Annotated in this window: 18 protein-coding genes; 4 read left to right on the top strand and 14 right to left on the bottom strand. The window is 38.5% G+C overall.

What is annotated here, in order from left to right:
- From pheT to rpsT, 4 genes are all read right to left on the bottom strand, one after another.
- On the bottom strand, window positions 1-2,412 hold the full coding sequence (gene pheT / locus ABJG98_RS17560) for a phenylalanine--tRNA ligase subunit beta (protein WP_348280855.1): 2,412 nt from the start codon (window positions 2,410-2,412) through the stop codon (window positions 1-3).
- Window positions 2,413-2,478: 66 nt separating this feature from the next.
- Complete coding sequence (locus ABJG98_RS17555; protein ID WP_348280854.1) at window positions 2,479-3,075, bottom strand: DUF1684 domain-containing protein; 597 nt, start codon at window positions 3,073-3,075, stop codon at window positions 2,479-2,481.
- A 37-nt stretch (window positions 3,076-3,112) separates the two neighbouring features.
- On the bottom strand, window positions 3,113-3,805 hold the full coding sequence (radC, locus tag ABJG98_RS17550) for a DNA repair protein RadC (protein ID WP_348280853.1): 693 nt from the start codon (window positions 3,803-3,805) through the stop codon (window positions 3,113-3,115).
- Between the two features lie 216 nt (window positions 3,806-4,021).
- Complete coding sequence (gene rpsT, locus ABJG98_RS17545) at window positions 4,022-4,273, bottom strand: 30S ribosomal protein S20 (protein WP_348280852.1); 252 nt, start codon at window positions 4,271-4,273, stop codon at window positions 4,022-4,024.
- A gap of 159 nt (window positions 4,274-4,432) precedes the next feature.
- Between rpsT and acs the strand changes: the two genes are divergently transcribed.
- Entirely contained in the window at window positions 4,433-6,328 is a 1,896-nt protein-coding gene (acs, locus tag ABJG98_RS17540; RefSeq protein WP_348280851.1) for an acetate--CoA ligase, read from the top strand.
- Between the two features lie 53 nt (window positions 6,329-6,381).
- Here the strand turns inward: acs and ABJG98_RS17535 are convergent, their stop codons facing one another.
- The gene (locus ABJG98_RS17535; RefSeq protein WP_348280850.1) at window positions 6,382-8,772 is read right to left on the bottom strand and encodes a ribonucleoside-diphosphate reductase subunit alpha; all 2,391 of its coding nucleotides are present in this window, start codon (window positions 8,770-8,772) and stop codon (window positions 6,382-6,384) included.
- A 35-nt stretch (window positions 8,773-8,807) separates the two neighbouring features.
- Window positions 8,808-9,800 (bottom strand): ribonucleoside-diphosphate reductase small subunit, encoded by a 993-nt coding sequence (locus ABJG98_RS17530; RefSeq protein ID WP_348280849.1) that lies wholly within the window; start codon window positions 9,798-9,800, stop codon window positions 8,808-8,810.
- A gap of 419 nt (window positions 9,801-10,219) precedes the next feature.
- Here ABJG98_RS17530 and rplU point away from each other — a divergent pair, with 419 nt between their 5' ends.
- Both rplU and rpmA read left to right on the top strand, forming a co-directional pair.
- Window positions 10,220-10,531, top strand: coding sequence for a 50S ribosomal protein L21 (gene rplU, locus ABJG98_RS17525; protein WP_348280848.1), 312 nt, complete (start codon window positions 10,220-10,222; stop codon window positions 10,529-10,531).
- 6 nt (window positions 10,532-10,537) lie between these two features.
- Window positions 10,538-10,798: a 50S ribosomal protein L27 gene (rpmA, locus tag ABJG98_RS17520; RefSeq protein WP_348280847.1), complete on the top strand. Its 261-nt coding sequence runs from the start codon at window positions 10,538-10,540 to the stop codon at window positions 10,796-10,798.
- A 146-nt stretch (window positions 10,799-10,944) separates the two neighbouring features.
- Here rpmA and ABJG98_RS17515 read toward each other — a convergent pair whose 3' ends face one another.
- The 6 genes from ABJG98_RS17515 to ABJG98_RS17490 form a co-directional block, all read right to left on the bottom strand.
- Complete coding sequence (locus ABJG98_RS17515) at window positions 10,945-11,436, bottom strand: NUMOD4 domain-containing protein (protein ID WP_348280846.1); 492 nt, start codon at window positions 11,434-11,436, stop codon at window positions 10,945-10,947.
- Window positions 11,437-11,529: 93 nt separating this feature from the next.
- The gene (locus tag ABJG98_RS17510) at window positions 11,530-11,979 is read right to left on the bottom strand and encodes a beta-carotene hydroxylase (protein ID WP_348280845.1); all 450 of its coding nucleotides are present in this window, start codon (window positions 11,977-11,979) and stop codon (window positions 11,530-11,532) included.
- Window positions 11,980-12,023: 44 nt separating this feature from the next.
- Entirely contained in the window at window positions 12,024-12,866 is an 843-nt protein-coding gene (locus ABJG98_RS17505; protein ID WP_348280844.1) for a phytoene/squalene synthase family protein, read from the bottom strand.
- A complete protein-coding gene (gene crtI, locus ABJG98_RS17500; protein ID WP_348280843.1) occupies window positions 12,866-14,362 on the bottom strand; it encodes a phytoene desaturase family protein in 1,497 nt (498 codons plus the stop codon). The genes ABJG98_RS17505 and crtI overlap by 1 nt, the downstream gene beginning before the upstream one ends.
- A complete protein-coding gene (locus tag ABJG98_RS17495; protein WP_348280842.1) occupies window positions 14,352-14,858 on the bottom strand; it encodes an RNA polymerase sigma factor in 507 nt (168 codons plus the stop codon). Before ABJG98_RS17495 ends, crtI begins: the two co-directional genes overlap by 11 nt.
- Before the next feature lie 117 nt (window positions 14,859-14,975).
- Window positions 14,976-15,866 (bottom strand): MerR family transcriptional regulator, encoded by an 891-nt coding sequence (locus ABJG98_RS17490; RefSeq protein WP_348280841.1) that lies wholly within the window; start codon window positions 15,864-15,866, stop codon window positions 14,976-14,978.
- Window positions 15,867-15,957: 91 nt separating this feature from the next.
- Here ABJG98_RS17490 and ABJG98_RS17485 point away from each other — a divergent pair, with 91 nt between their 5' ends.
- Complete coding sequence (locus tag ABJG98_RS17485) at window positions 15,958-16,263, top strand: DUF4286 family protein (RefSeq protein ID WP_348280840.1); 306 nt, start codon at window positions 15,958-15,960, stop codon at window positions 16,261-16,263.
- On the opposite strand, the gene ABJG98_RS17480 is transcribed toward ABJG98_RS17485, so the two are convergent.
- Complete coding sequence (locus ABJG98_RS17480; RefSeq protein ID WP_348280839.1) at window positions 16,260-16,706, bottom strand: GNAT family N-acetyltransferase; 447 nt, start codon at window positions 16,704-16,706, stop codon at window positions 16,260-16,262. The genes ABJG98_RS17485 and ABJG98_RS17480 overlap by 4 nt on opposite strands.
- A 62-nt stretch (window positions 16,707-16,768) precedes the next feature.
- Complete coding sequence (locus ABJG98_RS17475) at window positions 16,769-18,907, bottom strand: prolyl oligopeptidase family serine peptidase (RefSeq protein ID WP_348280838.1); 2,139 nt, start codon at window positions 18,905-18,907, stop codon at window positions 16,769-16,771.
- Between the last annotated feature and the right edge of the window lie 23 nt (window positions 18,908-18,930).

Here is an 18,930-nt window from a genome sequence, read left to right as displayed (position 1 = left end):
TTATTTTCGTATCACAGCTCCAAGCTCTTTTTCATATAAGCTTATTAGGCTGTTCATACTTTTGTCGATCTGTTTATCTGTTAAAGTTTTGAATTTATCTTGAAGAAAAAAACTAATTGCATAAGCTTTTTTTCCTTTTTCTATTTTATCGCCCTCGTAGACACTGAAAAGGTTCATTCTATTTAATAATTTCTTTTCCTGTCTGTATGCAAGTTGTTGGATATCAGCATAAGTTATCTTTTTATCCAGAACTAACGAAAGATCTCTCTTTACTTCAGGATACTTTGGAATAGGCGCGTAGGCAATGTCGGATTTATAAAGTTTGATAATATTTACCCAATCCAGCTGTGCATGAAAAACAGCCTGTTTTATTCCATAAATTGAGAGTAGCTCTTTTTTCAATTTCCCCAGTATTCCAAGCATCTTACCCTCTTTTTTGATCACAACACCATACTCATACAAGGTATCTTTCTCAGAAGGTATAATTTCAGTCTTTCTGATTCCAGCATATTTCAGCATTCCTAAAACTGAAGTGCTGAGATCATGAAAGGAGCTTTTCCTTGGCTCGTCTAGCCAATTAGCTTCTGCAGTATTGCCAGTGAGGTAGAAGGATAACCATTCAGACTCCTTGTAATCTTTCTCTTCTTTTTTGTAAGAACGTCCGAACTCGAAAAATTTCAAATTCGGATTGCGTCTATTGATGTTGTAGGAGACAGATTCCAATGCAGTATATACTGGAGATGTCTTCATTATGGTCAATTCTTCACTGGAAGGGTTGAGCATCTTTACAGGCTCACCTCCGAGAGGAAATTCTTCATAGTACCTTGGACTGGTTAGAGAGTTAGTTAAAATCTCAGAGTAACCTCTACCTGCTAGAAAACGAGAAAGATCTTCTTGAACTCGATAAGGTTCATATTCATTAAATTCGGCCAGATAATCTGCTGAAAATTCCTCATCTAACTCAACCTCATTGAATCCATAAATCCTCAGTACTTCCTCAACAAGGTCTGCTGGGCGAGTGACATCACTTCTGTAAGCTGGGATAATTGCTTTGAAGCCACTTTTAGATATCTCCTCGGTTTTAATATCCAGCCAGTTGAGGATTTCTAATATGAGTTGATGATCAAGCTCTTTTCCGATTAGCCAATGGAATGTTTTGAATTCAATTTCAATTTCTTTTTCCTTGATTGGGTTGGGGTATATATCTACAATATCTGATGCTATATCCCCTCCTCCAAGCTCTAGAATTAATGACGTACCAAGCTTCACGGCTGGAATGGTCATTTCAGGGTCGGCACCACGTTCATATCTGAAAGAAGCATCTGTGGATATGGTATGTCTTTGAGCAGTTGATCTAATACCGTCTGCGTTCCAATACGCGCTCTCTAAGAATATATCTGTCGTTTCTTCAGTTACTCCTGAATTCAGACCTCCTAGTACACCTGCCATACACATACCTTCACCCGCTCCATTACAAACCATAAGGTCATCTTTGCTAAGCTTCCTTTCCTTACCCTCGAGAGTAGTAAATGGGGTGTTATCTTTTAGTGTGTCGACAATGATCTTACCTCCCTTGATATGCGTTGCGTCATATGCATGCATTGGCTGACCAATTGAATGAAGAACATAATTAGTTACATCTACCACATTATTGATTGGTTCAAGGCCAATGGATCGGAGCTTCCATTGTAACCAATCAGGAGAGGCTTGAACCTTTATACCCCTAATTGTAACGCCGGAAAATCTCGGACACCTTTCGTTATCTTTCACCTCAATAGAGATGGGACGATCATTTTTGATTTTGAAAGATTTAGGCTGAGGAATGGTTAACTCCTTCCTGAAATATGCTTTCAAGTCTCTGGCAGAACCCATGTGGGAAGTAGCATCACCTCTATTTGGCGTTAGCCCGATTTCAAAGATGAAATCTTCACCTGTTTCGAATAGTTCAATTGCAGGAGTGCCATTTGGCTTGTCCGTATCCAACACCATGATCCCATCGTGACTACTTCCAAGCCCAAGTTCGTCCTCGGCACAAATCATCCCTTCAGAAACTTCGCCACGAATCTTTGCCTTTTTGATTTTGAAGGACTCTCCATTGGCAGGGTGAATAGTAGCATTGATGGTAGCTACTAATACTTTTTGACCTTTTGCAACATTGGGTGCGCCACAAACAATATCTGATGGTTGATCTGCCCCAATATCAACTTTGGTGATTTTTAGCTTATCAGCATTTGGATGCTGATCACAAGATACTACCTCACCAACTACTATTCCCTCTAAACCACCTGGTATCTTTTCTACCTTTTCAATACCCTCTACTTCCAATCCTGTTTGTGTAAGGATGTCTCCCAATTTCTCAGGAGATTCTTTGAAGTCAATGTATTCTCTAAGCCAATTATAAGATATCTTCATCTCGAGTCTCTGAATTAAGAGGGCAAAAATAAAGAATCTACTTAGCTGCTAGGCTTGATTCTGAACCTAATGCGGATAATTCTTTTCACCGGCTTCAATTGAGACTTCCAAAAGATTTTCAATTGGTGGTAATGGGCATGTAAAATCATCAAAATAGGCACAATATGGGTTGTATGCTTTATTGAAGTCGAGTGTGAGCAGATCTGATTTACCAATGACAACATCGAGGTAACGACCACCTCCATATGTGGACTCTCCGCTTGTAGCATCTCCAAATGCCAATAAATATTGATTGCCAAAGCCGAGAGCTTTGAGAATTAGTAATGAACATGGCTTGTCCTTGATTTTGAAATTGACGTTTGCAAATTTTAAGTAGGTGGTAGTTGTTCCATCGCTATTGCCAAGGGCCAATGTTTCCCTCTTTGTGAAACGCGATAGCTTGCCGCTCACTCGGTAGTCCGAATTAGGCTCAAAGTATGCTACTTCTTTGTGTTCCTCATTTTTCTGAATAAAAGGACTGGCTTCAGATGATTGAAAGAATTCATTTCGCTCTTTCCAAAAAGATTGTATCTCCTGGATGTACACTTCATCTGAACCGCTAGATTGCGTAATTACATAAACAACAATGACTGCCGGTATTAGAATCAGCCAGATTTTCTTCATAGCGAGTAATTTGTTACAAATTTAAATGTTGATTCTATTAGATCATGCTTTCGTCCGCGAAACTGAAAAAACCTTGATCCGTGATGATCAAATGATCAAGAACTGAAATATCCAAAGTTATTCCTGCGGTTCTCAAACGTTTAGTCAAAGTTATATCTTCCTGACTGGGCATTAGATTACCACTCGGATGATTATGTGCTAAAATTATTCCACTTGCTGTTTCTTCAAGAGCACGTTTGAATATAATCTTGGCGTCCACAACTGTGCCCGAAACACCCCCACGGCTCAACATCTCTTTTTTTAATACCTCATTGTTTCGCTTCATCATTATCAACCAAAACTCTTCATGTCGTAGATCCATGAAATCTCCATGTAATAGATTGAATGCATCGGTAGAGGAAGTGATTTTTATTCTTTTGGCTGGTTCTACTTCTTTCCTTCGACGACCAATCTCAAGAGCGGCGACAATTACAATCGCTTTGGCTTCACCTATACCTTTAAACTTTTCTAAATCCTTAACCGATAGTCTAGCCAGATTTGCCAGGCTATTTCCGCACTGATTTAAAATGTGTTGTGAGAGTTCAACAGCTGTCTGCTCGGTATTACCGGAACCAATAAGAATGGCAATAAGCTCAGCTTCCGACAACGCAGATTTCCCTTTGAGTAGTAATTTCTCACGGGGGCGATCTTCCTCAGCCCATCGCTTGATTGTTAATCGATTATCGTCCATCAGTTTTTTATCTGAGATTAATAACCCGACAGCAGAATTTCGATGGTAATAATTCGTGTGTAAATTAATGCATCAACTAAAAAGTGGTAGATAAATCTATTTATAAAGTGTTGCTAGAGATTTGGAGTTTTAGGAATAATGAGGTGGAAATAGAAAAAATAAAAAACCCTGTGCAATTGCTTACACAGGGTAAAAAAAAATTCTTTGATCTAAAGCTTAAAGACCAGCTACGTGCTTAGTCAATTGAGACTTAAGGTGTCCAGCTTTATTTTTGTGAATAATATTCTTCTTGGAAAGTCTATCCACCATAGAGATAACCTGAGTTAGAAGCTCTTCACCTGCTTTCTTGTCAGTCGTCTCTCTTAGTCTTTTGATGAACGTTCGAGTCGTCTTGTGCTGATATCTGTTTCTCAGTCTTTTCGACTCGTTACTTCTTATTCTCTTAAGTGCTGATTTATGGTTTGCCATAACGCGTTTCTAGTATTCTAAAAATTTCGGACGGCAAAGATAGGAGTTTTCTCTTTAAATGAAAAAGCTTTTTAAGAATAGAAAAATAGGTCTTGTCACAATTTTATAAAGCCCATTATTCATATGGTGCTAAGATGTGCATTTGTTAGATTTAAAACTATGAACAATTTGAATGAATCTCACCGAATTTCCTCACTTAGCGAGTACACAAAAAAATACGATCATAGCATTGAAGATCCCGAAACATTCTGGAATGAGATAGCTGATTCTTTCACTTGGAAAAAGAAATGGACTCAAACTTTAGTTTGGAATTTTAAAGAGCCAGATGTGAAATGGTTTATTGGAGGGAAACTTAATATCACAGAAAATTTGCTTGACAGACACTTGGCAGAAAGAGGGGATCAAGTAGCGATCTTGTGGGAGCCAAATGATCCAGTAGAGTCATCTCAATCAATTACCTACAATGAACTTCATAAAAAGGTATGTCAATTTGCTAACGCAATGATCGCGAATGGAGTCGGAAAGGGAGATCGGGTAATAATATATATGCCTATGGTGCCAGAAGCTGCTATTGCAATGATGGCATGTGCTAGAATCGGAGCGGTTCATTCGGTCGTTTTTGCTGGTTTCTCTTCCAGTGCTTTGGCGGATAGAATTACTGACTGTGAAGCCAGAATGGTGTTGACGGCTGATGGAAATTTTCGTGGAGCCAAAACCATGAATGTGAAGGGTGTTGTAGATGAAGCTTTAGAGAGGTGTGATTGTGTAGATAAAGTGATCGTATTTCAGCGTACCAAATCTGAGGTGCATATGAAAATTGGTAGAGACTTATGGTGGCATGACGCAATTAAAGGAATGTCAGAGGAAAATGATGCTGAAGAAATGGATTCCGAGGATATGTTATTTATCCTGTATACATCTGGGTCTACAGGCAAGCCTAAGGGTGTTGTGCATACATGTGGAGGATACATGGTATATTCTTATTATTCATTCCTAAATGTTTTCCAATACAAGTTTGGAGATATATATTGGTGTACGGCAGATGTAGGCTGGATTACTGGCCACTCTTATATTGTCTACGGACCGCTTTTGACCGGAGCAACTACCATAATGTTTGAAGGTGTGCCTACCTACCCTGATGCTGGCCGCTTTTGGGATGTATGCGATAAGCATCAGGTGAATCAATTCTACACAGCTCCCACTGCCATTCGTGCACTTCAAGCTCATGGGTTGGATCCGGTGAAAAAACATAAGCTTGACTCTTTGCGGGTTATAGGATCAGTAGGGGAGCCGATCAACGAAGAAGCCTGGCATTGGTATCATGAACAAATAGGGAAGGGAAGGTGTCCACTAGTAGATACTTGGTGGCAGACAGAAACGGGAGGTATCATGATCTCGGCTTTGGCGGGTATTACACCTAATAAGCCAGCCCATGCCTCCTTACCACTTCCGGGCATCCAGCCAGTAATCGTGGATGCTGAAGGTAAAGAATTGGAAGGTAATAATGTAGAAGGGAATCTTTGTGTAAAATTCCCATGGCCATCTATTTTAAGAACCACTTATGGTGATCATGATCGTTGTAGACAGACTTACTTCGCTACGTATAAGAATATGTATTTTACTGGAGATGGAGCCAGGAGAGATCACGATGGTTATTTAAGAATACTAGGTAGGGTTGATGATGTAATAAATGTATCTGGGCACAGAATGGGCACTGCCGAGGTTGAGAATGCTATCAATGAACATCCGAAGGTAGTTGAGTCGGCTGTTGTCGGATTTCCGCATGATATAAAAGGACAAGGTATCTATGCATTCGTAATTGCAGAGACAGATGGAATAGAGGAGGAGATTAGAGAAACGGTCAGTAGAATGATCGGGGCAATTGCCAAACCTGATCAAGTACAGTTAGTACCTGGATTACCTAAAACTCGTTCCGGTAAGATAATGCGAAGAATTCTTCGAAAAATTGCTAGTAAGGACACCTCAAATCTCGGCGATACATCAACCCTATTAAATCCTGAGGTGGTTGAAGAGATCATTAAAGGATTGAAATAAAGAAGCCCTGCTCAATCGAACAAGGCTTCTTTATTAGAATTACACTTTAATTCTTAAGAACCACACATTTCGCATCCTTCAGGATCGTCAAGAGAGCATTGCATTGCTGCTTGCTGATCAATCTGAGCTTGCGTCGCTGCTGCCGGCTGAGCGGCTGTGGCTTCCTTTGGCTGTTCTTCTTTTTCTTTCGATACAGTAAACTTGATAGCGTCTGTGGCTGCCTTGGTTCTCAAGTAGTACATGCCTGTCTTCAAGCCTTTCTTCCAAGCATAAAAGTGCATAGAGGTCATCTTACCAAAGTTGGCATCCTGTAAGTGGATATTTAAGCTCTGACTCTGACAGATATAGGCTCCTCTGTCTGCAGACATATCAATGATTGCTTTCTGAGAAATCTCCCAGACAGTTTTGTATCTTTCCTTGATTTCATCTGGAATCTCAGCGATGTTTTGGATTGATCCATTCTCTGCTTTGATTCTATTCATCATGCGCTCGTCCCAAAGACCAAGGTCAATAAGTTCACTCATCAGGTGCTTATTAGCAACGATGAATTCGCCAGAAAGGACTCTTCTTAAATACAGATTGGATGTATATGGTTCAAAGCACTCATTATTCCCTAGAATCTGAGAGGTAGATGCTGTTGGCATTGGTGCAAGAAGTAATGAGTTTCTAACACCATTTTTCTTCACCTTTTGTTTCAGCTCTGTCCAATCCCATCTGCCTGAATCTGGAGTAACACCCCACATATCAAATTGGAATACGCCTTTAGATACAGGAGAACCTTTGAACGTCTCATAGGCACCTTCTACTTCTGCTATTTCCATGGATGTCTCCATTGCAGCGAAATAGATAGTCTCAAAGATTTCTTTGTTCAACTTCTGTGCTTCTCCGGACTCAAAAGCCATTTTAAGTAATAAGAAAGTATCAGCAAGACCTTGTACGCCAATTCCGATTGGTCGGTGCTTCATGTTCGAGTTTCTTGCTTCAGGTACCGGATAGTAATTCACATCAATAACCTTATTAAGGTTTCGAGTTACCACTTTGGTTATTTCATACAATTTTTGATGATCAAATTTTCCATCAATTACGAATCTGGAAAGTGCAATAGAAGCAAGATTACAAACAGCAACTTCATCTTTAGAAGTATACTCCATGATCTCTGTACATAAGTTACTAGATCGGATGGTACCCAGATTTTTCTGATTTGATTTCTTGTTAGCAGCATCCTTATATAGCATGTAAGGAGTACCTGTTTCTATTTGCGCTTCAAGAATTTCAAACCATAAATCTTGTGCTTTAATGGTCTTTCCTTTTCCTTCTCGTTCGTATTTTTCATACAAAGCTTCAAATTCATCGCCGTAAGCCTCGTAAAGTCCCGGACACTCGTCAGGAGACATGATTGTCCAGTCTCCGTTTTCCTCTACACGCTTCATGAAAAGATCTGGAATCCAGAGTGCATAGAATAAGTCCCGTGCTCTCATTTCTTCTTTTCCATGATTCTTTCTTAAATCAAGGAAGTCGAAGATATCTGCATGCCATGGCTCTAAGTAAATCGCAAAGCTTCCCTTACGCTTTCCTCCACCTTGATCTACATAGCGTGCCGTCATATCAAAGTTTCGAAGCATCGGCACGATTCCGTTGGAAGTGCCATTGGTTCCTTTGATGTATGCTCCTGTGGCTCGCACATTGTGGATGCTCAGCCCAATCCCACCCGCAGACTGAGAAATCTTCGCGCACTGCTTTAACGTGTCATAGATGCCATCAATACTATCATCTTGCATGGTAAGAAGGAAGCAAGAGGAAAGTTGTGGTTTTGGTGTTCCTGCATTGAATAATGTAGGAGTCGCGTGTGTGAACCACTTCTCAGACATTAGGTTGTATGTCTGAATAGCTGATTGAATATCCTCACCATGAATACCCACAGAAACTCTCATAAGCATATGCTGTGGACGCTCCACAATCTTGCCATCAAGTTTCATAAGGTACGAGCGCTCTAGAGTTTTATATCCGAAGTAGTCATAGTTGTAATCTCTATCGTACTCAATAGCATCATCCAGCTTTTTAGCATTGGATCGAATAATGCCATAAACTTCTTTTGAAAGAAGCGCAGCATTTTCACCCGTTTTTGGATTGATGTACTCATACATTCTCTTCATGGTGTTTGAGAATGAGGTTTCAGTCACCTTGTGAAGGTTTGAAATAGAGATGCGTGCTGCAAGCTTGGCGAAATCCGGGTGACGTGTAGTCATGGTCGCCGCAGTTTCAGCAGCTAGATTATCAAGTTCAACTGTAGATACACCATCGTATAATCCATCAATTACTTTTTTGGCAATCTCTACTGGCTTTACATAGTCTGCATTTAGACCATAACACAGCTTTTCTATCCGGGCTGTGATTTTGTCAAATTTTACGGATTCTCGTCTTCCGTCTCTTTTTACTACTAACATAGGGCTATCGTGATAAGGTGATTACAATAATTTCTTTAAAATTCTTCATCCAATGAAAATTTGGATTTCCCGCTATCTCCATCCATAACGCCGGCTTTCTGATACTCACCAACTCTTTTCTCAAAGAAATTTGTTTTTCCTTGTAGAGAAATCATTTCCATGAAGTCAAATGGGTTGGTTGAATTATATATTTTGTCACATCCAAGCTCGATCAGTAGGCGATCTGCAACGAACTCAATGTACTGGCACATCAGGTCTGAGTTCATGCCTATTAGTTTCACAGGGAGTGCGTCGGTTACAAATTCTTTTTCGATGGCTACTGCATCCTGAATGATTTTTTGAACAGTCTCTTTTGATAGCTGCTTCTTTATATGACTCGTATATAATAGGCATGCAAAATCACAATGAAGACCTTCATCTCTAGAGATAAGTTCATTTGAGAATGCAAGTCCTGGCATAAGGCCTCTTTTCTTCAACCAGAAGATACTACAGAAACTGCCTGAGAAGAAAATCCCTTCTACTGCTGCAAATGCAACAAGTCTTTCAGCAAATGATCCTTCATCAATCCACCTCAATGCCCAGTTGGCCTTCTTCTTCACACAGTCCATTGTCTCAATGGCATTGAATAGGTAGTCTTTCTCTTTCGGATCTTTTACATAAGTATCTATTAATAGGGAGTACGTCTCAGAATGAATATTTTCTACAGCGATTTGAAAACCATAGAAGAACTTGGCTTCAGTATACTGAACTTCAGCAACAAAATTTTCAGCTAGATTTTCATTTACAATACCATCGCTTGCAGCAAAGAATGCAAGAACATGTTTGATGAAATGTTTCTCTTCATCATTCATGGTGTTGTTCCAATCTTTCAAGTCTTGACTTAAGTCAATTTCTTCGGCAGTCCAAAAGCTTGCTTCAGCTTTCTTATAAAACTCCCAGATGTCATTATGCTGAATTGGAAAGAGAACAAAACGATCTTTATTCTCCTTTAGAATAGGTTCTTCTGCATGTGCTGCTAAGTCGCTCATAGTGTCTGTTAATTCAAATAGTTTTATTCTATTTATATAAACAATAAAACGTCCCTAAGCTCACGAAAAGAGTGTGCTTTTTTAAAAACTTTTTAAGTCCTGGGATACAGCCTTATGAGTGGTTTATTTTTCTCGGTGGCTTATCTACAAATCTGTTCAAAACAGAGCGGAATTCCAAGCAGTTATTACGGGTGCGGAAGGTGCGATTTGGATATTATTAATTTATGATAACGAATTGTTTTTTAGTGGATTAGCATCCAATTTTGTAACCGTAACTTTGAGGAAAACGCGCAGAAATGGGGGTAAAAAAAAGTGAAAAAAAAATTAAAAATATTTTAACTACACTTTATACGCACTTCCTATTTGGATATTCACATTGAAATCTTATCTTTGCAATCCTTTTTTCAAAAGAAGATAAAATGTACGCGATAGTAGACATTGCTGGCAAGCAATATAAAGCAGAGAAAGACAAATTCCTTTACGCTCCATTGATGGACAGTAAGGAGGGTGCAAAAGTAGACTTTGATAAAGTGCTACTAGTAGATAATGATGGCAAAGTGAAGGTAGGAGCGCCTACTGTGAAAGGAGCCAAAGTTTCTGCTAAGATTCTTGAGCATGTGAAAGACGACAAAGTGATCGTGTTCAAAAAGAAAAGAAGAAAAGGCTACCGAGTGAAGAATGGTCACCGTCAGCAGTTTTCAAAAATTTTGATCGAAGACATTAAAGGATAAAATCTCATGGCACACAAGAAAGGTGTAGGTAGTTCGAAAAACGGAAGAGAGTCGGAAAGTAAACGACTTGGAGTGAAAATCTTCGGTGGACAGAAAGCGATCGCTGGAAATATCATCGTTCGCCAGAGAGGAACGAAGCATCATCCAGGGGAAAACGTAGGTCTTGGAAAAGATCACACCCTATTCGCTTTGTCTGATGGTGTAGTGAAATTCCACAAAGGAAAAAAAGACAGATCCTACGTGAGCGTAGAGCCATCTGCTGAATAATTCCCATTTATTTATCTGACAAATTACTATCGCTTATTAGTGATGGATGGGAAAATATTGCATTAATTGATTTAGGTTAGGTTAGTTAGAGTTATTAAAAAAAGGGGTTCCATTTGGAACCCCTTACTCTTTTGCATCAACTCTTGTTATGCTTTTGTTTTATTCTTCTTTGGTCTACCAGGAAGAACTGTATCTGGCTTAAAACCGTTCTTGTATCTTTTCTTCCTCGTCTTCCAAACTTTGTAGTTGTTTTTGTTACCCACTTCAAACTGCCACTTCATATGCTCTGAAGGGGTCATCCACTCCAGATTTTCAAAGTAATTATTTCTTGGGTTGTTGTCTTTGTGAATGATCATAGATTTTTCACCATCTTTTCTTTTCACGAAAACCTTTGCCGTCTCTTTATGAGGATATACGGTTCGTCTTTTTCCGTTATCATCAATTAAGTCTAAGAAGTAGCATTTGCATATTTTATTCCATCGTTGACGCATAAGCTTCCCACGCAATTTCATGTGTGTTTTGCTTCCTTTGTGCCAAACTTTCCTGCTCTTGCTACGGATTTTGCCTCGATTGGATATTTCATAGTTGGAGAAACCTTCAATAGGTCCCCACTCCTCATCCTTTTTTTGATCTGCCATTTAGCTCGCTTTTTTTGGTTATTAAACAAGCTGATTCCTAATGATTATCAAATGTAATAATTTTTCACATTATCAAATGATAATGTAAGAACGTTATTTCTCGTATTTTTTTGGTGCATATAAAAAACCAAAGGCTTCAGCTTCTTCTTTTGTGTGTTTTTCATGATGTATGTAGTGAGCTTTCATGATTCGTTTCATGTATTTGCTCTTTGCTTTAAACGGAATTTTTATTCTCCGGTGCACAATAATGTCATGAAATATGAAATAAAAAATTCCATAGCATAGAATTCCAATTCCAGTGTAGAGTAGCCACCAATATTGTTCATAGTTTTCAAAACCAACATAAATGGTAAGAATTGATGGAATACTAAATACCACTGCGAATAGATCATTCATTTCCAGTGAATGATTATGAACTTTGTGATGTGATCTATGCCAACTCCATAAAAATCCATGCATGATATATTTATGAGTAAACCAAGCAACTCCTTCCATGAAAAAGAAAGTTCCAACTACTATAAGTATGTTTATCAATATTGACATGTATAAGATGTATACCTAATTAACTCTTACAAAGGTATCTTGTTTTACTCTACAATTAGATTGAGTTTATGTAGCAAGTAGCATTTAATCAAGAGTATGAATTTTCGAAAATTAGGAACCCTGATTCTTTCGGACTTTACACGCTCGGGCGAGAGTTTGATTATTTTCTTAAACAGTACAGAATAATAAATGTATGCTAAATACACGCCTCCTCGGACTCCCCTGGGTAATTGTCGTATTCCAATTACAGCTTTCTTAAACTCATCTTTAATGTCTGCCTCTATTTGTTTCTTTTCCTCTTCGTTAAAGCTATTGAAATCTATTCCAGGGAAATATATGCGACCTCTTTCATCATAATCACTTTTGATATCTCTAAGGAAGTTTACTTTCTGGAAAGCTGAACCTAAATGTTTTGCAGAAGGTAATAGTCTTTGGTATTCATTTTCTTCACCACCACAGAATACCTTCAAGCACATGAGACCAACTACTTCAGCACTACCATAGATATATTTTTTGTAGTCTGGATCTGCATAATCTTTCTTGCTTAAATCCATTTCCATGCTAACCAAAAAGGCTTCAATTAAATCATGATCAATCTTATAGTTATTTACCACATGCTGAAATGAATGAAGCACCGGATTAAGGCTTATTTTTTCTTCAAACGATTTGTAAGTATCCTCTTTAAATCTTTGAAGTAGCATTCTCTTGTCATAATCATGGAAGGTGTCTACAATCTCATCAGCATATCTGACGAACCCATAGATGGCATAAATTGGCTTGTGATATCTTTTGTGCAAGGTGCGGATGCCTAAAGAGAATGACGTGCTGTAAGTTTTAGTAATAAGCTTACTGCATTCAAAAGCGGTCTGAGTATAGAGTTCTTCCATCAATTTTTAAAAATAGGAAAATCTTTTCCGATTTCTTTAGCGATCACTTCTCCAGAAATAAGTGACGGAGGTACACCTGGTCCTGGAACTGTCAATTGTCCCGTATAATACAGGTTTTTTAGGCGCTTGTTTTTAAGCGATGGTTTCAAGATAGCTGTTTGTCTTAGTGTGTTTGCGAGACCATAAGCATTCCCTTTAAAAGAATGATAATCGCTGATGAATTCTTTATGTGCGTAACTCCTTTTGGATATGATGTGATCACGAATTTTCTCACCAGTAAATAATTCTAATTTGTCCATTATCAAGTTAAAATAACGCTCTCGTGTTTCGTTTGTGTCTTCAATATCTGGAGCTACTGGAATTAACACCACCAGGTTTTCTTTTCCTTTTGGTGCTACTGTATTATCTGTTTTTGAGGTAGCAGAAACATATAGAAGTGGTTTACTCGGCCACTGTGGCATATCATATATTTCACTTGCATGCTGCTTAAAATCTTCATCAAAAAATAAAGTATGGTGTTCGAGATTTGGTAACTCTTTATCAACGCCTAAATAGAACAGGAGGGAGGAAGGTGCGAGCACTCTGGAATCCCAATATTTTTTATTGTAATTCTGAAATGATGGTGGCAGAATATGCTGGTCTATGTGATGATAATCTGCTCCAGCTACTACCATCTCACACTCGTACGTTTCATTGGATGTATTTACCGAAACTATTTGATTGCCTTTGAATGAAAAATTTGTCACTTCTTCTTCAAGCTTAATATCAACACCTAGTTCATCAGCCAATTTAACCATCCCTTTTACAACAGAATTCATTCCTCCTTTTGGATACCATGTGCCGAGAGATAGGTCTGCATAGTTCATCAAACTATACAGTGCGGGTGTATTTTCTGCTGTTGCTCCAAGAAACAGAATTGGAAACTCCATTAGCTGGATGAGACGCTCATCTTCAAAATGCTTCCTTACATGCTTAGCCATAGATGTAAATACATCCAATTTGAGAAGGCCCAGCAGTAATTTTAAGTCTACAAACTCAAGTAATGACCTGCTTGGCTTGTAAACTAATTTTTTGACACCAAGATCATATTTGTATTTGGCTTGTTTTAGGAATGATCTAAGCTTTTGGCTGCTGCCAGCTTCTATTTTATCAAATAGCTTTTCCAGCTCAAGCATACTTGCTGGAATATCCATTGTGTCGGTTTTGAACTTGATTCGATACGATGGATTTAGTCGATCAAGTTGATAATAGTCACTAACTTTTTTGCCGAAGGTGCTAAAAAATTGCTCGAATACATCAGGCATCCAATACCATGATGGCCCCATGTCCCATGTAAAGCCTTGATCACTGTAGCTACGAGCTCTACCTCCTGGCTGATCATTCTTTTCAAGTATCGTTACTTGATAGCCCATTTTTGCCAAATGGCAGGAACAAGAAAGGCCGGAAAATCCGGCCCCTATCACTACAACTCTACTATGGAAATCTTTAGTTGGCATATACTTTTAATCCTCTTTTTAATTCTTTTCTGGCTATGTGAATTCTATTTTTCACGGTTCCAATAGGAATGTCAAGCTTTTCGGCTATTTCATGATATTTGAAGCCCCTAAAATAAAGCGTAAAGGGAACTTTATACATGTCTTTCAGGCTGTCTATTGCTGACTTGATGTCCTTCATTACAAAATCTCCATACACTTTGTTTTCAATCACTGAACTGGTTGAGTTTATGAAGTGATTGTTTTCAGTTGTATCGATGAAAGTGTTTCTTCTCACCATTCGTTGGTAGTTGGTGATGAAGGTATTTCGCATAATGGTATACATCCAAGCTTTCAGGTTAGTACCGGCCTGGAATTTATCGCGATTTGAGTATGCTTTAAAAACGGTTTCTTGTAGTAGATCGTTAGCATCTTCTCCGTCTTTGGTTAGTTTCAAAGCATATGGTTTCAATGAAGTTGTAAGATTTTCAATCTTGTAACCGAATTCTAAAGCTGTCATAATGTTTAACGTTTAATTAAAAAAGTTAAACGAAGGTATAAATATTTTGTTTAATAAAACAAGTAAAATGTTAAACAAAATAAGAATTGTTAGAAAAAACTATCCTTAGAGGCTTGATTATGATATTTTGGAGGAATTATTTTCAGTAATTGATATTAGGTCTTCGAATCGATTTAGCAATTCGACATTATTTGGAAGTTCCAAACCTTGACCAACGACCCTGCTTCCGGTTACATAAACCTGACAGTTTTGAAATTTGCTGCCCAGGTTTTTAAGAAACTTTTGAACTTCTTTTGATTCTGGTGCTGTAGTCATTGCAGTAAGCATAAACTGCGGATTAAGTTTATGATACACTTCTTCTAGTGCCTCCAATGGTACTGTTTGGCCGAAAAAAATTGTCTTAAAACCTTTTGACCTTAATAAAAAGTTAGCAAACAAAAGTCCTAATTCGTGCAGTTCACCTTCTGGAAGGAATAATAGAAAGAGTGAACCATTCTCAACTGATATAGTCTGATCAGTGGCTACAATCATTTTTTGACGTACCAGATGGGATATGAAATGTTCCTGAGCTGGATTTATAGAATTGGTCATCCAAAGAATTCCGATTTTTCGCATGAATGGATATATGATATCCATCATTGCTTTCTCGAATCCGATCATTTTAGTGCATTCTTCCAAAATAAGCGCGAATGCATCTTCATTCAAATCGATCATTGCTAAGGTTAGTGCACTTATTTGATCTTGATGTGAGCGGTCTTCAAAACTAATATTTTGAACCTCTTGTGCCAGAAGATCTCTTGGCATGGCTACAATCTTGCTAATCTTGATTCCATGATCCTTCAACGTTGCGATATTCAGAATTAGCTTTAAGTCATCGTCATTGTAAAACCGAATATTGGTTGCTGTACGCTGAGGTGAAAAGAGATTGTAGCGTTGCTCCCATATTCGTATAGTGTGGGCTTTAATTCCCGAAAGGTGCTCAAGATCTTTTATAGAATAGACGCTCATGCCCACAATAACAAGCGATTAAATTAATTGTTTGAAACCCTGTCAGGTTAATTTTTCGTTTCCTTAATTTGCCAAACCTAATAAAGGACGAATGATTTTATACAATGTTACTGTCAATATAGACGATGATGTGGAGCAAGACTGGATCGGCTGGATGAAAGAGGTTCACATTCCGGAAGTTATGGAAACTGGCTTCTTTTCAGACTACCGTATGCTGAAGATGCTTTCTGAAGGACAAGATGATACTGGAACTACTTATGCTATCCAATATATGGCAGAAACCTTGGGTCATTTAGAGACATATTTAAATACTGTAGCTCCTAAAATCCAGAAGAAGTCCATTATTCGATATGGGACAAAAATGGCAGCTTTTCGAACCGTTCTCGAGGAAGTCTAAAAGTCGATGTTACAATTGATCCAATTGTCTTCGAAATTGGTGTCATATTTTTTGTAAAAGTTGATCGCTGGTTCGTTCCAATCAAGCACCTGCCACATCATCCCCGAGCATTTGGTTTCTTTGGCTATTTTCAGTGTTGCATCAAAGAGTAATTTGCCAGCTCCGATTCCTCTTTTGGATTCGGTAACTACTAAGTCTTCCAAATAAAGTCGTTTTCCTTTCCATGTGGAGTAGCGATAATAATAGATAGATGTTCCTATTATTACTCCATTCTCTTCTGCCACAAGAAGTCCGTAGATGGGCTGATCTCCAAATCCATCTTCTTCCATTTTGGAAACGGTGTTCGCTACTTGTTCAAGTGCTTTCTCATATTCAGCTAGTTCTTTTATTAAATTTAGAACAGCTGGAAGATCTTTTTTTTCTCCTTTTCTTAATTTAACCATTGTCTATTGAAATAAAAGCCTCCCCACATGATCGAGGGGAAGCAAATTTTTGTAAATAAAAGTCACATTTTTTTTCTGGCTAATTCTGGAATGACGCCCATGCTGTACCATGCATACGAATACATATCTGCACTAAGTTCGATTCTCTTTTCTGTTGACATTCCTGCTCCATGACCTGCCTTGGTTTCAATCCTAATCAGTAATGGGTTAGGATTGTTCGGATTATTTTCCTGAAGTGTGGCAGCATATTTAAAAGAGTGAGCCGGTACAACACGATCATCATGATCTGCTGTTGTTACCATAACAGCAGGATATGTAGCATCCGAATTTATGTTGTGCACAGGTGAGTAAGAATAGAGGTAATTAAACATTTCTTCAGAATCCTCTGATGTTCCATAGTCAGCAGCCCACGCTCTACCAATAGTGAAGTTTTGGTAACGAAGCATGTCCATTACACCAACCATTGGGAAAGCGACTTTAGCCAGGTCAGGTCGCATATTAATAGTAGCGCCTACAAGTAGCCCGCCATTTGAGCCTCCTTGAAGTGCGAGATAGTCAGATGATGTGTAGCCTTCGCTGATGAGGTATTCTCCGGCAGCAATAAAGTCTTCGAATACATTGATCTTTTGGAGCTTGGTTCCTGCTTTGTGCCATTCCTCACCATATTCACCACCACCACGAATATTTGGCATGGCGAAAACGCCACCGTTTTCTAGCCAGACAAGTCGAGAGGTACTAAAAGAAGGTCTCAAGCTGATATTGAATCCACCATACGAATATAACCAGGTTGGATTTTTCCCATTGAGCTCGATTCCTTTCTTGTGGACAATAAACATTGGAACTTGAGTACCATCTTTGCTTGAATAGAAAATTTGCTTGGTTATATATTCATCCGGGTTAAAATCAAGTTCAGGTCTTCTGTGAAGTTCAGATTCTCCAGAAGCAATGTTGTAACGGTAGACTGATGAGGGTACCGTAAATGATGTGAAGTTGTAGAAAAATTCATTTGCATCAGCAGCTCCGCCAAAGCCTCTTGCTGTACCAATACCAGGCAGTTTTACATCTCTAATTAGATTGCCATTATATTCATATTGTTTGATTGCTGTCTTCGCATCGATTAAGTATGACGTGAAAATATTTCCACCTGCGGTTCCAGCATTCATTACATTCTCAGTTTCGGGGATCATATCTACCCAATTGTCAGGTGAGGGGTTCAGGTAATTCACGCGAACAATCCGGTTGTTGGGGGCGTTCAAATTGGTGTGAATGATTAAATCTTCGCCATCATTATCAACAATGTAATGATCATTGTCAAATCCAGTAATAATAGGAGTGAAATCGCTATTCGGTTTCGACAGATCCTTTACATACAATTCGTTTCCGCTTGTTCCGGTGTAGGAATAAACAAATAAGAATCGTTCATCTTCACTTACACTTGCGCCAAATCTATTTTCAGCGTTATCAGGATTTGAATAAACAAGCCTATCTTCAGATTGGTCGGTTCCGACCATATGATAATAAATTTTGCCATATTGGTTCGTAGCTGATAGTTCATCACCCTCTTTCGGTTCGTCAAATCGCTGATAATAAAAGCCATCTTTATACCAGCTCATGCCGGAAAATTTGATCCATTTAATTTCGTCATCCAGTAGTTCTTTGGTTTCAGTATCTATGATATATGCAGTACGCCAGTCGGAACCTCCAATAGAGATGTTGTATGATGCATATTTAAAATCGTCTGAGAAGCTTAGGCCACCAAGGGCTGTTGTACCATCGTCTGAGAATTTATTTGGATCAAGGAATACTTCCGGATCATCTACAAAGTCTTTTACTCGGTATAGTATTGATTGATTTTGAAGTCCATCATTTTTATAGAAATAGTAGTAATCACCTCGCATAAATGGTGCGCTCACTTTTTCATAATCCTCAAGTGCTGTTAATCGGGCTTTCACCTCATCTCTGAAGTCTATATTACTCAAGTATGAATTTGTCACCTTATTTTGAGATTGAACCCATTCTGCTGTTTCATCCGATGTATCATCTTCAAGCCATCTATATGGATCGGGGACTTCTCTACCAAAATAGACATCTACTGTGTCAATTTTTTTGGTCTCCGGGTAATTCAGGTTTACACTACTCTTTTCCTGAGGCTGGCATGACCACAAGAGTGGTAGAATCATAAGGAAGATTAGTTTTTTCATAGCTTTCAAATTTTTATAGGCTA

Source organism: Ekhidna sp. (assembly GCF_039960695.1).
Taxonomy (GTDB): domain Bacteria; phylum Bacteroidota; class Bacteroidia; order Cytophagales; family Cyclobacteriaceae; genus Ekhidna.
Note: the sequence above shows the minus strand (reverse complement) of the source record. Positions and strands in the feature narration are given on the sequence as shown.